At 74.7% G+C, this 13,502-nt stretch carries 10 protein-coding genes, 1 pseudogene and 1 riboswitch; of the genes and pseudogenes, 7 read left to right on the forward strand and 4 right to left on the reverse strand.

Annotation, left to right across the window (positions count from 1 at the left end; all coding sequences use genetic code 11):
* Together AW16_RS17860 and AW16_RS0115985 are read right to left on the reverse strand one after the other, a co-directional pair.
* The coding region (locus tag AW16_RS17860) for a fibronectin type III domain-containing protein (RefSeq protein WP_029292022.1) at positions 1-1,484 on the reverse strand (1,484 nt) is incomplete at its 3' end.
* Between the two features lie 31 nt (positions 1,485-1,515).
* Entirely contained in the window at positions 1,516-2,988 is a 1,473-nt protein-coding gene (locus AW16_RS0115985) for a dicarboxylate/amino acid:cation symporter (protein ID WP_051682021.1), read from the reverse strand.
* A 216-nt stretch (positions 2,989-3,204) separates the two neighbouring features.
* A riboswitch (SAM riboswitch) is annotated at positions 3,205-3,319 on the reverse strand.
* A 255-nt stretch (positions 3,320-3,574) separates the two neighbouring features.
* Between AW16_RS0115985 and AW16_RS0115990 the strand changes: the two genes are divergently transcribed.
* The 7 genes from AW16_RS0115990 (at position 3,575) to AW16_RS17865 (ending at position 12,627) form a co-directional block, all read left to right on the forward strand.
* Positions 3,575-4,933, forward strand: coding sequence for an MFS transporter (locus tag AW16_RS0115990; protein ID WP_034649689.1), 1,359 nt, complete (start codon positions 3,575-3,577; stop codon positions 4,931-4,933).
* 232 nt (positions 4,934-5,165) lie between these two features.
* Entirely contained in the window at positions 5,166-7,712 is a 2,547-nt protein-coding gene (gene nirB, locus AW16_RS0115995; RefSeq protein WP_051682023.1) for a nitrite reductase large subunit NirB, read from the forward strand.
* Positions 7,709-8,104: a nitrite reductase (NAD(P)H) small subunit gene (locus AW16_RS0116000; protein ID WP_029292029.1), complete on the forward strand. Its 396-nt coding sequence runs from the start codon at positions 7,709-7,711 to the stop codon at positions 8,102-8,104. Before nirB ends, AW16_RS0116000 begins: the two co-directional genes overlap by 4 nt.
* Positions 8,105-8,106: 2 nt before the next feature.
* On the forward strand, positions 8,107-9,339 hold the full coding sequence (cobA, locus tag AW16_RS0116005) for a uroporphyrinogen-III C-methyltransferase (protein ID WP_369794799.1): 1,233 nt from the start codon (positions 8,107-8,109) through the stop codon (positions 9,337-9,339).
* The gene (locus AW16_RS0116010; RefSeq protein ID WP_029292033.1) at positions 9,336-10,436 is read left to right on the forward strand and encodes a uroporphyrinogen-III synthase; all 1,101 of its coding nucleotides are present in this window, start codon (positions 9,336-9,338) and stop codon (positions 10,434-10,436) included. Before cobA ends, AW16_RS0116010 begins: the two co-directional genes overlap by 4 nt.
* Positions 10,433-12,322 (forward strand): gephyrin-like molybdotransferase Glp, encoded by a 1,890-nt coding sequence (glp, locus tag AW16_RS0116015; protein WP_197021646.1) that lies wholly within the window; start codon positions 10,433-10,435, stop codon positions 12,320-12,322. Before AW16_RS0116010 ends, glp begins: the two co-directional genes overlap by 4 nt.
* Positions 12,319-12,627, forward strand: coding sequence for a DUF6457 domain-containing protein (locus AW16_RS17865; protein ID WP_051682022.1), 309 nt, complete (start codon positions 12,319-12,321; stop codon positions 12,625-12,627). The genes glp and AW16_RS17865 overlap by 4 nt, the downstream gene beginning before the upstream one ends.
* Before the next feature lie 44 nt (positions 12,628-12,671).
* Here AW16_RS17865 and AW16_RS0116025 read toward each other — a convergent pair whose 3' ends face one another.
* Together AW16_RS0116025 and AW16_RS18970 are read right to left on the reverse strand one after the other, a co-directional pair.
* Complete coding sequence (locus AW16_RS0116025) at positions 12,672-13,259, reverse strand: hypothetical protein (protein ID WP_029292038.1); 588 nt, start codon at positions 13,257-13,259, stop codon at positions 12,672-12,674.
* 39 nt (positions 13,260-13,298) lie between these two features.
* Positions 13,299-13,382 (reverse strand): annotated as a pseudogene (locus tag AW16_RS18970) (DUF2510 domain-containing protein); the annotation flags it as partial.
* Between the last annotated feature and the right edge of the window lie 120 nt (positions 13,383-13,502).

The raw sequence follows: 13,502 nt of genomic DNA on the forward strand, positions 1-13,502 counted from the left end.
GTGGGGAGGGGTACGGCGGCGGACGGGTGCGGCGTCGTCGCGGGCGCTGCGGCCCGGCGGGCTCGGCGTGCGCCGCCACGGGCGTAGTGCGACGCCAGCAGCAGCACGCCGGCGACCGCGAGCGCGACGAGGATGACGAGGCCCGTCAGGGGCGGGACCGTCTCGGCGGCGGCCGCCGCGACCGGCTCCGCGGACGCCGCGGGGGCGGGTGCCGCGGCGACGAGCGTCACGGGGGTCTCGCTGACCACCGTTCCCTGGTAGGCGACGACGAGATGGTGCTCGCCCTCCGGTGCGTCCGCGGGCACGACGACGTCGGTGCTGAACGAGCCCTGCGCGTCCGTGGTCACCGTGGTGAGCAGCACCGGGTCGGAGTGCAGCTCGACCGCGAGCTCGACGCCCGGCGCGTAGCCCGAGCCCGTGAGCGTGACCGTCGCGCCCGGCGACACGTCGCCGGTCCACGTCAGGGCGCCGACGAACGACGTCACCGGCGTGCCGACCGTGACCGGCTCCGACGGCGTGGACGCCTCGGACTGCCCGACCTCGTTGACCGCCCGGACCGCGGCGCGGTAGCTGCCGTCGGGCAGGTCACGGAACTCGTGGCGCGTCGTGCTCGCGTCGACCTCGGCGTGGTTGTCGCCGCTGAGCTGGACCACGTAGCCGGTCACGGCGTCGAGGTCCACGTCGGGCGACGGGTCCCACTCGACGACGATCGTCGAGCCGTCGACCGTGAGCCGCGGCGTGCCCGGCGCGCTCGGGGCACCCTCGACCGCCTTCTCGTCGGGGTCGATGCCGAGGTCGTCGGTCGCGCCCGTCGCCGTGGTCGTCGTGGTCGTCGTGCCCGTCGTGCCGGTCGTGCCCTTCGTCGTCCCGGACGAGCCCGAGCCCGACGAGCCGCTCGCCGTGCTGCCCTTGCCGCCGTTGCCGGAGGACGTGCTGCCGGTCGAGCCCTTGGTCGACCCCGACGACCCCTTCGACCCGCCGGACGACGAACCGCCCGAGCTCCCGCCGGATCCCGACGAGCCCGAGCCGGACGAGCCGCCCGACGTCGCGGGCTTCGTCGCGGTCCCGGTCGGCGACTTCGTGGGTGTCGGCGTCGAGGGCGTCGGCGTCTTCGTGGGCTGCGACGTCGTGATGTTGTAGTCCGACGGCAGGTCGTCCTCGTACAGCACGTCGTTCGGGTCGCCCTGCCAGATGCCGGTGCTCGCGCTGCTCTGGACGATCCGGCCCTTGTACTTCGGGTTGTTCCCGTCGTACTCGTGGCACGTGGGGATCGGCTGGCAGAACTTGTCCTCGGCGAGGCTCGTGAGCGCGGCGCCCATGTCGTCCTGGAGGCACGGCTGGTCGTCGCCACCGTCGACCCACTGGACGGTGGCCGCCTCGGCCTGCGTGGCCTGAGCCACCGGCAGACCGACGGTGAGGAAGCCGACGACGCCGAACGCAGCGGCCAGGCGCAGGCGGCGGTGGAGCTGAGGAAGAAGTTTCACGATCGCGCTTTCCGGTGGGTCGTGCGGGGGGTCAGTGGGCGCCGACGCGCTCGCGGGGGGACGGCTCGACGGCGCACGCGCCGATCGGGAGCACGCCCCACAGCTCGTCGTCGGGAGCGGCCAGGGCGGGCCCGGACGGCTGGGTCGGCGCGGCGGCCTCGTCGGCCGCTGCGAGGCTCGCGGTGACGTCCGCGTCGGGGGCCGCGAACACCGCGTCGTCGAGTCGGCGCTCCTTGCGGGCGACGATCGTCGCGGCGACCGCGGCGGCGGTGACGTTGTTGGTGGTGCGGGCCATGTCCGCGAGCGCGCTGATGGGGAGCGTGAGGATCACGACCTCGAGCGGCAGCCCGGCGGCAGCGAGCACGGTGGTGGCCGTGATGGTCGCCGTCCCCGGCACGCCCGCGGTCCCGATCGACACGAGCAGCCCGAGCACGACGAGCACCGCGTAGTCGGTGAGGCCGTACGGGATGCCGAGCGCGTTGACGGCGTAGACCGCGAGCAGGATCGGCCAGATCCCCGCGCAGCCGGGCATGCCGATCGTCGTGCCGAGCGGAGCCGTGAAGCCGGCGATCTCGGACGGGACGCCCACGCGGCTGCGGAGCAGGCTCGTGGTGAGCGGCAGCGTCCCGGCGCTGCTCTGCGTGCTGAACGCCGTGAGCTGCGCGGGCAGGATCTTGCGGAAGAACGCGACGGGGCTGACGTCTGCCGAGACCCGCAGGAACACGCCGTTGACCACGTAGGTGTGCGTGAAGCAGACGACGAACGCGACCACGAGCAGCGTGAGCAGCGGCCACAGCTGGCTCGTGTCCGCCGAGACGGTCGACGTGAACGACGCCGTGAGAGCGAGCACCGCGTACGGCGTGAGCGCGATGACGAAGCCGACGGCGCGGTAGATGATCTCCCGGAACGCCTCGACGCCCGCCTTGAACGGTGCGACCTTCTGCGGCTGCTTGTCCGCGATCACCGAGCAGGAGACCGCGACCAGGATGCTCACGAGGATGATCGGGATGATGTTGTTCTCGGAGACGTCCTTGACGATGTTCGTCGGGAAGAAGCCGATGAACACGTCGGTGAACGGCTTCTTCACCTGGTCGAGCGAGCGCGTGTCGACACCTGCGGTGGCCAGGTGCGCGCCCTTGCCGAGGCCGACGAGCAGCGCGGTGCCGAGCGCGAGGAAGATCGCGACGAGGTTGAGGCTCAGCAGCCAGAAGACGGACCGGCCGCCGATCGTCTTGAGCTGTGCGGTCGACCCGAGCGACGTGATGCTCGAGAGGATCGACACGATGACGAGCGGCGCGACGATCGTCAGCAGCAGGTTGACGTAGACGCGACCCAGCGGCTGGACGTACTCGACGTGGTCGCGGAACACGACGCCCACGCCGATGCCGAGGAACAGGCCGACGAACGTCAGGACGCTGAAGTTGAGGCGCTTGCTGGCCAGGGCGAACAGGCCTGCGAACAGGCCGAGGGTGACGGCGAGGGCGGTCGCGTCCCAGACGTTCACGCGGGGGCTCCGATCGTGCGCGAGCTCCTCCGGGACCGGATCGGTCTCGGGCGCTCAGGGGGGCGGGGTGCTGCCGGTCCCGTCAGACGCGGGCGGCGGGGGGCGCGACGACGCTGCGGCGCGCGCTGGACGATGCGACGTGCAGACATCGCTGCCCGCGGTGCTCGCCTGCGCACATCACGCCGTGCTCCTCGTCGTCCGGGCGCCGACGGCGCCTGCTCGTGCTTGCCGTCGTGCGGTGCACGACGACCTGGTCGTCACCCGGGGCACCCCGCCACGGACGGAGGGTTGCCGGTCTCCCAGCCGGGGCTTCGCGGAGACTCTCATGACCCGATTACACCGACTGATTCAGTCGGCTTTTGTGTCGGTCATTTTCTAGTGCCCGCCGCGGGAGGACGTCAACATCGCCACCGGGTGAGTCCAGGATCCGAGATGCCGCCCCGGACTTCTCACGACATGGGCGCGCAACGTGTGCGCAGAACGTGACGCACGCCTGACACCGCGCGCGTCGCCCGGAAACACGCCGTTCCTAGCGTCGGCGGCACCGCGAGCCACGCTCGCTCCCCACCGGCCCACGGAGGTCACCGTGACGACGCTCGACGCCCGCACCGCCGCAGCACCCACCGCAACCACCCCCGCTGCACCCCTCACCGCCTCGCACGGTCGCTGGCTCAACGGCTGGGACCCCGAGGACGCCGCCCAGTGGGAGTCCGTGGGCAGGCGCATCGCGCGCCGCAACCTCGCGGTGAGCGTCTTCGCCGAGTTCCTCGGCTTCGCCGTCTGGGCGATGTGGAGCATCGTCGTGCCGAAGCTCTCGGACGCCGGGTTCGCCCTCACGGCCGACCAGTCGTTCTGGCTCGTCGCGATCCCCAGCCTCGTCGGCGCGACGATGCGGCTGCCGTACACGTTCGCGGTCCCCGTCTTCGGCGGCCGCAACTGGACCATCGTGTCCGCGCTGCTCCTGCTGCTCCCCCTCGGCGGTCTCTACCTCGCGGTCCAGGACCCGTCGACCTCGTTCGGGGTGCTGCTCGGCGTCGCGGCGCTCGCGGGCCTGGGCGGCGGCAACTTCGCGTCGTCGATGGCGAACATCTCCTACTTCTTCCCGCAGCGCGAGAAGGGCCGCGCGCTCGGGTTCAACGCCGCGGGCGGCAACCTGGGCACCGCGGCGGTCCAGCTCGTCGTCCCGATCGTCGTCGTGACGGCGGCCGGCCTGCAGCTCGACCGCGCCGCGCTCGTCGTCGTCCCGTTCGTGCTGCTCGCGGCGCTGCTCGCATGGCGCTGCATGGACAACCTCAGCACCGCCCGTGCGAACCCGCGCGTGTACGCCGCGGCCCTGCGGGAGCGGCACACCTGGGTGATCTCGCTCGTGTACATCGGCACGTTCGGCTCGTTCATCGGGTTCTCCGGCGTGTTCCCGACGCTGCTCACGCGCAGCTTCCCCGGGACGACGCTCTCGCTCGCGTTCCTCGGGGCACTCGTCGGCTCGCTGACCCGTCCGCTCGGCGGAGCGCTCGCCGACCGCGTCGGGGGCGCGCGGCTGACCCTGGTGTCGTTCGGCGCGATGGCGCTCGGGATCGTCGGCGCGATCGTCTCGCTGCGCGAGTCGTCGCTCGTCGGCTTCTTCGCCTCCTTCCTGTGGCTGTTCACGTTCTCGGGCATCGGGAACGGGTCGGTGTACCGGATGATCCCGTCGGTGTTCGCGCTGCTGCCCGAGCGCACCGCCGGCACGCGGGCGGCCGTCGCCGCGGGGTGCCTGGGGATCGCGGGCGCGGTCGGTGCGCTGGGCGGGTTCCTGATCCCGCGGGGGTTCGCGATCTCGACGAACGCCACCGGGGGGATCCAGGCGGCGCTCGTCGTCATGGTCGGCGTCTACGCGGTGCTCGCCGCGGTGGTGTGGGCGGTGTACGCGCGCCGCGGAACAGCCTTCGGCCGCGCTCGCGTGTGACCCGACGGTCGGCCGTCCCACTTCTCACAGCCGGGACGCCCGCCGTGTGCGGACATCGTTCCGCCCGTGTTACCCCCCGCCGTCCGCGGCGAAACACGCCCTTCCTAGCGTGAGCGCACAGCCCGCACGAGGCGGCCCGGACAGGCAGCACGGCCGCCCTGCGGCGCACGCACCCAGGATCAGCAAGGAGGACCCCGTGGAGAGCAAGCACCTGGTCGTGGTCGGGGGTGGCATGGTCGGCCACCGCCTCGTGGAGGCGGTCCGGGCGCGCGACGAGCAGGGGGCGTGGCGCGTCACGATGTTCGCCGACGAGCCGCGTCGGCCCTACGACCGCGTCGCGCTGACCTCGTACTTCGCGGCGGGCCCGGAGTCGCTGCAGCTGGGCGACCCCGCGCTGTGGGAGGACCCGCTGGTGCGGGCACGTACGCGCTGCGCGGTCACGTCGATCGACCTGCAGGAGCGCACGGTGCTCGACGACACCGGTGCGATGACCTCTTACGACGAGCTGGTGCTCGCGACCGGCTCGTACGCCGCGGTGCCGCCCATCCCGGGCGCCGACCTGCCCGGCGTGTTCGTCTACCGGACGATCGACGACGTCGCGGCGATCCGCGGCTGGGTCGAGGACGCGGCGCAGCGACGCTCGGGCGGGCGGCGTGCGACGCAGGTGCGCGGCGCGGTGATCGGGGGCGGGCTGCTCGGTCTCGAGGCCGCGGGCGCCCTGCAGGCGCTCGGCGTGCAGGCGACCGTGGTCCAGTTCGGCACCCATCTGATGGACGCGCAGATCGACCTGGGCGGCGGCATGGCGCTGGGCCGGCTGGTCCGCTCGCGGGGGGTCGCCGTGCGCACGAGCACCGCCACCGCGGCGATGCGGCCCCGGCGCGGCGAACAGCGCGTGGGGCGGCTCGAGTTCGCCGACGGCACGCGGCTCGACGTCGACGTCGTCGTGCTCGCCACCGGCGTCCGCCCGCGCGACGAGCTCGCGCGCGCCGCCGGCCTGGCCGTCGGGGAGCGCGGTGGCGTGCTGGTCGACGACGCGTGCCGGACCGGGGTGCCCGGCGTGTGGGCGGTCGGCGAGGTGGCGGCCGCCGCACCGGACGGCGGCCGGCCCGTCGGGCTCGTCGCGCCCGGGTACGCCATGGCCGAGGTCGTCGCCGACCGTCTGCTCGGTGGAGCGGCGACCTACCCCGGAGCGGACACCGCGACCAAGCTCAAGCTCTCGGGCGTCGACGTCGCGAGCTTCGGGGACGCGTTCGCGCGGACGCCCGACGCGATGGAGGTCGTGTGGGCCGACCCTGTCGCGGGCGTCTACAAGAAGGTCGTGCTCGCCGACGACGCACGGACGCTGCTCGGCGGGGTGTTCGTCGGCGACGCCGGTGCGTACTCCGCGCTGCGGCCGATGGTCGGTGCGCAGCTGCCGGGCGACCCGTCGGCGTTCCTGCTGCCTGAGGGGGGCGGGGCGCCCGAGCTCGAGCTGCCCGACGCGGCGACGGTGTGCTCGTGCAACAACGTGAGCGCGGGCACGATCCGCGGCGCCGTCACCGAGCACGACTGCCACGACCTGGGCGCGGTCAAGGCGTGCACGCGCGCCGGGACCAGCTGCGGATCCTGCCTGCCTCTCGTCAAGCGCCTCGTGGGCACCGAGCTGTCGCGGCTCGGCATCACGGTCTCGACCGCGCTGTGCGAGCACTTCGCCCTCTCGCGCGCGCAGCTCTACGAGGCCGTCCGCCTGTCCCGGCTCGCCACGTTCAGCGAGATCATCGAGCGCTTCGGCACCCGGGCCTCGGGACGCGGGTGCGACATCTGCCGTCCCGTCCTCGCCTCGATCCTGGCGACGACCTCCCCTCGGCACGTGCTCGACGGCGACCGGGCGACCCTGCAGGACACCAACGACCACGTGATGGCGAACATCCAGAAGGACGGCTCGTACTCCGTGGTCCCCCGCATGCCGGGCGGCGAGGTCACGCCCGAGCAGCTCATCGCGGTCGGCGAGGTGGCGCGCGACTTCGGGCTCTACACGAAGATCACGGGCGGCCAGCGCGTCGACCTGTTCGGCGCGCGGCTCGACCAGCTGCCCGCGATCTGGGAGCGGCTCGTCGCGGCGGGCCTGGAGTCGGGGCACGCGTACGGCAAGGCGCTGCGCACCGTGAAGTCGTGCGTGGGCTCGACGTGGTGCCGGTTCGGGGTGCAGGACTCGGTCGGCCTCGCGGTCGAGCTCGAGCTGCGGTACCGCGGGCTGCGCTCGCCGCACAAGCTCAAGCTGGGCGTCTCCGGGTGCGCGCGCGAGTGCGCCGAGGCACGCGGCAAGGACGTCGGCGTCATCGCGACCGACAAGGGCTGGAACGTGTACGTCGCCGGGAACGGCGGCTTCACCCCGCGGCACGCGCAGCTGCTCGCCGAGGACCTGGACCGCGACCGGCTCATCCAGGTGATCGACCGGTTCCTGCTCTACTACGTGCGCACCGCGGACAAGCTCCAGCGCACCGCGGCGTGGCTCGAGGAGGTCGAGGGCGGCATCGACTTCGTCCGCGACGTCGTGCTCGAGGACTCGTTGGGGATCTGCGCCGAGCTCGACGCGGAGATGGACCGCCACGCCGCGACCTACGTCGACGAGTGGCGGGCGACGCTCGAGGACCCCGAGAAGCTGCGCAACTTCCTGCCCTTCGTCAACGCGCCCGGCACGGCCGACCCGTCGTTCGCGTACATCCCCGTGCGTGGCCAGGTGCGGCCCGCGACCCCCGAGGAACGGCTCGTCGCCGGGGCGACGGGGGTGCGGCCATGACCACGTCGACCCTGGTGCGCGTGTGCGCGGTGGACGACCTCGTGCCCGACCGCGGTGCCGCCGCGCTCGTGCCCGACGACGGACGCACCGAGCAGGTCGCGCTGTTCCGGCTCGCCTCGGGCGAGGTCTTCGTCGTCCAGCAGCTCGACCCGTTCTCCGGTGCGCACGTCATGGCGCGCGGGCTCGTCGGGTCGAGGCTGTGCGACGGCGTCGAGGTGCCGACCGTCGCCGCGCCGATCTACAAGCAGGTGTTCGACCTGCGCACCGGCGCGTGCCTCGACACCGCCGACACGTCCCCGACGCACGGCGATGGCATACTCCGGTGCTGGCCGGTCACGATCGCCGATGGCGACGTCCTCGTCGCCGTCCCGGACTCCGGAGGGACGCCGTGACGATGCTCCTCGGGCTCGAGCTCACCGGTCGTGCGGTGCTCGTCGCGGGCGGCGGACCGGTGGCCGCGCGGCGGGCGCGAGCGCTGCAGGACGAGGGTGCGCGTGTCGTCGTCGTCGCGCCCGACGTGTGCGAGACGCTGCGGGACATGGCACTGGCCGGCGAGGTCGAGCACCGCGCTCGGGACGTCGTGGCCGACGACCTGGACGGCACGTGGCTCGCCGTCACGGCGACCGGCGACGCGAGCGCGGACCGCGACGTCGTGCGCTGGGCTGCCGAGCGCCGGGTGTTCTGCGTCGACGTCGGCGGCACGGACCGACCCGCCGCCGGGACGGCCCGCACGCCCGCGACGGCGGCCGTCGGGGACCTCCTGCTCGGCGTCGTCTCGACGGCCGCGGCCGACCCGCGCCGCAGCGCCGCCGTGCGCGACGCGCTGGTGCAGCACCTGTGCGAAGGGGGTGTCGACCTGCGTCGTCGACGGCCGCCCACGCCGGGGCGCGGACGCGTCGTGCTCGTCGGCGGCGGACCCGGCGACCCGGGCCTGCTCACCGTGGCCGGTCGGCGCGCGCTCGCGGAGGCCGACGTCGTCGTCACCGACCGGCTCGGCCCGGTGAGCGTCCTGGACGAGCTCCCGTCCGACGTCGAGGTCATCGACGTCGGCAAGGTCCCCGGCCACCACCGGCTCACGCAGGACGAGATCAACCAGGTCCTGGTCGACCAGGCGTCGCTCGGCCGTACGGTCGTCCGACTCAAGGGCGGCGACCCGTTCGTGTACGGCCGCGGCGGCGAGGAGGTGCTCGCGTGCCGGGCCGCGGGGGTCGACGTGGCCGTGGTGCCCGGGGTCAGCAGCGCGCTCGCCGCGCCGGCCGCGGCGGGCATCCCGCTCACGCACCGCGGGCTGGTCCGCACCGTGCACGTCATCAACGGGCACGACGGCTGGGACGAGGCCGGTCTCACGGCCCTGCGGACCGGCGCGAGCACCGTCGTGGCTCTCATGGCGGTGTCCGTGCTGCCCGAGCTCGTGTCGGAGGCGCTCGCCGCGGGGGTGCGGCCGGACCTGCCCGTCGCGGTCGTCGAGAACGGCTCGCTCGCCTCGCAGCGCGTGACGCGCGCGCGGCTCGACGAGGTCGCGGCGGAGGTCGCGCGGGTCGGCGTGCGCCCGCCCGCGGTCGTCGTGCTCGGCGAGGTCACCGACCCGGGGCTCCTGGTGCCGGACGAGCGGAGCCGGTGCGCATGACGGAGGCGCTCGAGCAGGTGCTCTCGGGGTGCGTGGTCCTCGTGACGGCCGACCGCCGGGCCGGTGAGCTGGGCGGCGCGCTCTCGCGGCGCGGCGCGACGGTCCGCCACGCACCCTCGTTGAGCATGCTCGCGCACGTCGACGACGCGAACCTCGTCGCGACGACTCGTGACGTCATCGCCACGCCGCCCGACGTGGTGGTCGTGACGACCGGCATCGGCTTCCGCGCGTGGATCGAGGCGGCCGACGCGGTCGGCCTCGTCGAGCCCCTCACCGCGACGCTCGCCGGGACCCGGATCGTCGCGCGAGGCCCCAAGGCGCGCGGCGCGATCCAGGCAGCCGGGCTCGTCGCCGACTGGGTGGCCGAGTCCGAGACGTCGGCGGAGATCGCGGAGCTGCTGCTCGACGAGGGTGTCGCCGGGCTCGACGTCGTCGTCCAGCACCACGGCGCGGGCGACGACGGGCTCTCGGCGGCGTTCTGCGCGGCCGGTGCGCGCGTGCGCAACGTCGTGCTGTACCGGTGGGGACCGCCCGCCGACCCGCAGCTCGTGCGCGACTCGGTGCGCGCCGTCGTCGACCACGAGATCGACGTCGTCACGTTCACCTCGGCCCCCGGCGCGGCCGCATGGCTCGACGAGGCCAGGCGCATCGGCCTGCTCGACGCGGTCGTCGCGTCCGGTGTGCTCACCGCGGCCGTCGGCCCGCTCACCGCACGGCCCCTGCTCGACGTCGGCCTCACGCCGCTCATCCCCGACCGCGGCCGGCTCGGGTCGTTCGTGCGTGCGATCGTCGCCCACTACTCCGAGCAGGACGCCGTGCGCACGGTGGGCGGGCTGCTGCGCATCCGCCGCGGCGGCGCGGCGCTCGACGGCCGCGTGCTGCCGCTCACGCCGTCGGGCCTGGCCGTGCTGCGGCTGCTCGCGCACGCGCACGGCGCGGTCGTCACGCGCGACGACGTGCTCGACGTCCTACCGGGCGCGTCGCGCGACCCCCACACCGCCGAGGTCGCCGTCGGGCGCCTGCGCGAGGTCGTCGGACGCGAGGTCGTGCGGACGGTGGTCAAGCGCGGGTACCGGCTCGAGCTGGAGGAGCCGTGAGCGGGTGCGGGTCTGCAGCCGGTCGGATCTCCCTCGCCGAGCACCGCGCGGCCGTGCTCGCCTCGCTCGCGCCGCTCGACGCCGTGCGCGTGCCCACGGTCACCGCGACCGGGCGGCTCGCGGCCGACGTCCACGCCGTGCTCGCCGTCCCGCCGTGGACCAACGCGGCCATGGACGGGTTCGCGGTCCGGTACGCCGACGTGGCGCACGCCCGCCCGGACGCGGCCGTGCGCCTGCGGGTCGTGGCGGACGTCCCCGCGGGCAGCTCGCTCGACCCCGCGCTCGGCCCGGGCGAGGCGGCGCGCATCATGACCGGCGCGCCGCTGCCGAGCGACGCCGACACGGTCGTGCCGCTCGAGCACACCGACCGCGACGACCCGTCGGCACCGCTCGCGACGAGCGTCGCGGTGCGCACGGAACCTCCGGGACCGGGGCGGCACGTCCGGTACGCCGGCGAGGACCGACGCGTCGGCGACCTCGTCGCGCGCGCCGGCACCGTGGTCGGCACGCAGGTGCGGGCGGCGCTCGTCTCCGCCGGGCACGGCACCGTGGAGGTGCGTCGGGCTCCGCGCGTGCTCGTCGTCTCGACCGGATCCGAGCTGCGTGACCCGGGTGCGCCGCTCGCGCGCGGCCAGGTCCCCGACTGCGACGGGCCGATGCTCGCCGACCTCGTGCGCGAGGCCGGAGGCGAGGTCGTCGGCCTCGAGCGCGCGACCGACGAGCCGGACGCGCTCGCGCGGCTGGTCGCCGCGTGGGACGGCACAGCGGACGTGGTGGTGCTCAGCGGCGGGGTCGGCGCGGGCGCGTTCGACCCGGTCAGGCGTGCGTTCGCCGCGACCGGCGACGTGCGGTTCGTGCACGTCGCGATGCAGCCCGGCAAGCCCCAGGCCGCGGGCCGGCTCCCGGGCGGGACGCTGCTGCTCGGGCTGCCGGGCAACCCGGTGGCTGCCTGGGTGTCGTTCCAGGTGTTCGTCCGCCCGGCGCTGCACGCGCTGCAGGGCTCTCCCCGCCCGGTGCCTGCAGCGGTCCCGGCACGTGCCCTCGCGGGCTGGCGGGCCGCCGAGGGCCGCGACCAGGTGGTGCCTGCGCGCATCGCGGTCGCGCCGGACGGGACGCTGACCGTCGAGCCCGCGGCCGCTCCGCGCTCGATGTCGCACCGCATCGGGAGCCTCGCCGACGCGAACGGCTACGCGCTCGTCGCCGCGGGGCACGCGGGCGGTCAGGTGCTGCCCGGAGACGTGGTGGACGTCGTCCTGACCGGCCCTCCCGCCGCCGCTCGCGCGCCGCGCACCGCGGCGGTGGTGCTCTCGGGCGGGCGCGGCTCGCGGCTCGGCGGCGTGCGCAAGGGCGACGTGCACGTGGGCGCCCGTTCGATGCTCGACGTCGTCCTCGACGGGCTCGACGCGGCCGGGATCGCCGACGTGGTCGTCGTGGGGCACCCCGGCGAGACCCCGCGACCCGACGTGCAGGTGGTCCGCGAGGAGCCGCCGTTCGGAGGCCCGCTGGCCGGGATCGGCTCGGGACTCGCCGCGCTGCCCGACTCCGTCGAGCGCGTGCTGCTGCTCGCGTGCGACCTGCCGCGGGCGCCCGAGATCGTCGCGCTCCTGCTCCGTGCTCCGGCTGCCGTCGATGCGGGGTGCGACGGCGTCGTGCTCCGTGACCGCGACGGCCGCCTGCAGTGGCTCGCCGGGCTCTACGACGCACCCGCACTGCGTGCCCAGGTGCGTACGCTGGACGAGGTCGGCGGCCTCGCGGGGCGGCCGGTGCGGGCCGCGCTGGAGCGGCTCCGGCTGGTCGAGGTCGACGACCCCGACGGGCTCACGCTCGACGTCGACACGACCGCGGACCTCGACGAGGCGCGGCGACTTCTCGGAGGTGGACGATGACGCGGCACCTGCCCCCGGAGGCCCTGGACGACTGGCTCGCCGGCATCGCCGAGCTCCTGGGTCTCGACGACGTCGGGACCGACGAGACGACCGTGGTGCTCGACGTCGCGCGGGACGTCGCCCACGGCGTCGCCCGGCCCGCCGCACCGTTGACCGCCTACCTGCTGGGGCTGGCGGTCGGCAAGGGCGTCGCCGGCGGCGCGGACGTGGGCGCGCTGACGGCGGACCTCGGGAGGCGCGTGCGCGACCTGGCCACGGGCCGCGACGACGAGGGGGCCGACGAGGGCGACGAGGGCGACGCCTGAGTCCGGGGGCGCGCCCGTCCGCACCGATCGCCGTGCGGTCCCGATCAGGAGCGCAGCCGGAGGATCCCCCGCACCACCGAGGTCGCGCTGATCACGGCGAGCCCGACGAGCAGGATGCCGCCGATCCCGGCGCGCAGTTCGGCGGCCGCGTCGAGGGTCGCGATCACGCCCGCGGCGACCAGACCGATGCACCCGCTCACGATCGACGAACCGGCGGACGCCCGGTCCCGCCACCACGCGAGGCTGCTGCGGGCCGTCCGGGTGCGTGACGCATCGCCCGAGGCGAGGGGGAACGTCTGCCCTCCGGTCGCCGTCGCGGCGGCGTACGGCGGCACGTCGAGCAGCGGCACGCCCTCTGCCGCCGGGGCGTCGATCGCCTGGTCGAGCGACATCGCCGCCGCCTGCGCCGCGGCGCGCTGGACGAAGGTCGCCGACGGGCCGAGCCTCGCCGTCTGGGCCACCGCCTCGAGCGCGAGCACCAGCTCCCCGGGGACCTGCACGTCACCGTCGGCGTCACGCCACCGCGCGGCGGCCTCGCGCAGGCCCGCAGCCTGCGGCGCGCCGTCGTACCGGGGGTCGGTGACCGGAGGGTACGACGTCACGAGCGGCTCGTCGGCGCCGCGAAAGGTCACGCCGCTCGACGGTCCCGCCACGGGGCGTCCCGGCCCGGGTGCCGGTTGCACGAACTCCGACCACGCCGAGCCGTCCCACCATCGGAGCCGGCCGGCACGGCGAGGGTCGTTGTGAAGTGACACTTTGGCCTGTCGTGTAGACGTTGGTGTGTCCCGCGTTCCGTGGAGTCGGATTCCTGGATTCTTGTGCCACTTGACCCTTGAAGGAGGGCCTCGTGGGACGTCGTGGATACCCGCCGGAGT

Origin of the sequence: Cellulomonas sp. HZM, assembly GCF_000708885.1 — a bacterium.
Lineage (GTDB): Bacteria > Actinomycetota > Actinomycetes > Actinomycetales > Cellulomonadaceae > Cellulomonas.

What these genes read in the sequence shown, in the direction of transcription:
- nirB (WP_051682023.1), top strand. Translation starts at nt 5,166, where the DNA reads ATGGTCGGCCACCGCCTCGTGGAGGCGGTCCGGGCGCGCGACGAGCAG.
- AW16_RS0116000 (WP_029292029.1), top strand. Translation starts at nt 7,709, where the DNA reads ATGACCACGTCGACCCTGGTGCGCGTGTGCGCGGTGGACGACCTCGTG.
- cobA (WP_369794799.1), top strand. Translation starts at nt 8,107, where the DNA reads ATGCTCCTCGGGCTCGAGCTCACCGGTCGTGCGGTGCTCGTCGCGGGC.
- AW16_RS0116010 (WP_029292033.1), top strand. Translation starts at nt 9,336, where the DNA reads ATGACGGAGGCGCTCGAGCAGGTGCTCTCGGGGTGCGTGGTCCTCGTG.
- AW16_RS17865 (WP_051682022.1), top strand. Translation starts at nt 12,319, where the DNA reads ATGACGCGGCACCTGCCCCCGGAGGCCCTGGACGACTGGCTCGCCGGC.